Below are 799 nucleotides of genomic sequence, written 5' to 3'. Positions count from 1 at the left end.
ACCAATCTGCGGGAACAGTGCATACGTTAGAACGTCATCAACTACGTCGTCTGCAAGCTTGAAGCCATTTTCTTCAGAAAGCTTCTTAACTTCATCAGTCAACTTATCCATTTCAGGCTCTAGAAGATCGCCCGGACGACATGTAATCGCTTCTGCACCATCAAGTACACGATCTTGAAGTTCTTTATTGTATGGGGCCGGAGCTGCACCGTATTCACCTTTAAGAATACCAGCCGTCTCTTTTGAAATTGACTTGTAACGCTCACCAGTCAATACATTCAATACAGCCTGTGTACCAACAATTTGAGATGTAGGAGTAACAAGAGGAATATGACCTAAGTCTTCACGAACACGTGGAATCTCTTCTAATACCGCATCAAATTTGTCCGCCGCACCTTGCTCTTTCAACTGGTTTTCCATGTTGGTTAACATGCCGCCAGGAACTTGAGCGATAAGGATACGTGAATCTGTACCACGCAAAGAGCCTTCGAATTTCGCATACTTCTTACGTACTTTGCGGAAGTAAGCGGCAATCTCTTCTAGCAAGTCCATGTTTAGACCAGTATCACGATCTGTGCCCGCAAGTGCTGCAACAACACTTTCCGTTGCCGTGTGGCCGTAAGTCATAGACATAGATGAAATGGCTGTATCAACACGGTCAATACCCGCTTCAACAGCTTTTAAAATTGCCATGTCTGAGATACCAGAAGTAGCATGAGCGTGCAATTGAACCTCAAGATCAGTCTGAGCTTTCAAACGACTTACTAACTCGTAAGCTGCGTATGGAGTCAAAGTACCA

General features: G+C 44.6%; 1 pseudogene. It reads right to left on the bottom strand.

What is annotated here, in order from left to right:
• Positions 1–799, bottom strand: a pseudogene (locus A3739_RS07195) (oxaloacetate decarboxylase); the annotation flags it as partial.

The organism is Oleiphilus sp. HI0067 (assembly GCF_001635735.1).
This window is presented reverse-complemented; position numbering and strand designations above follow the sequence as displayed.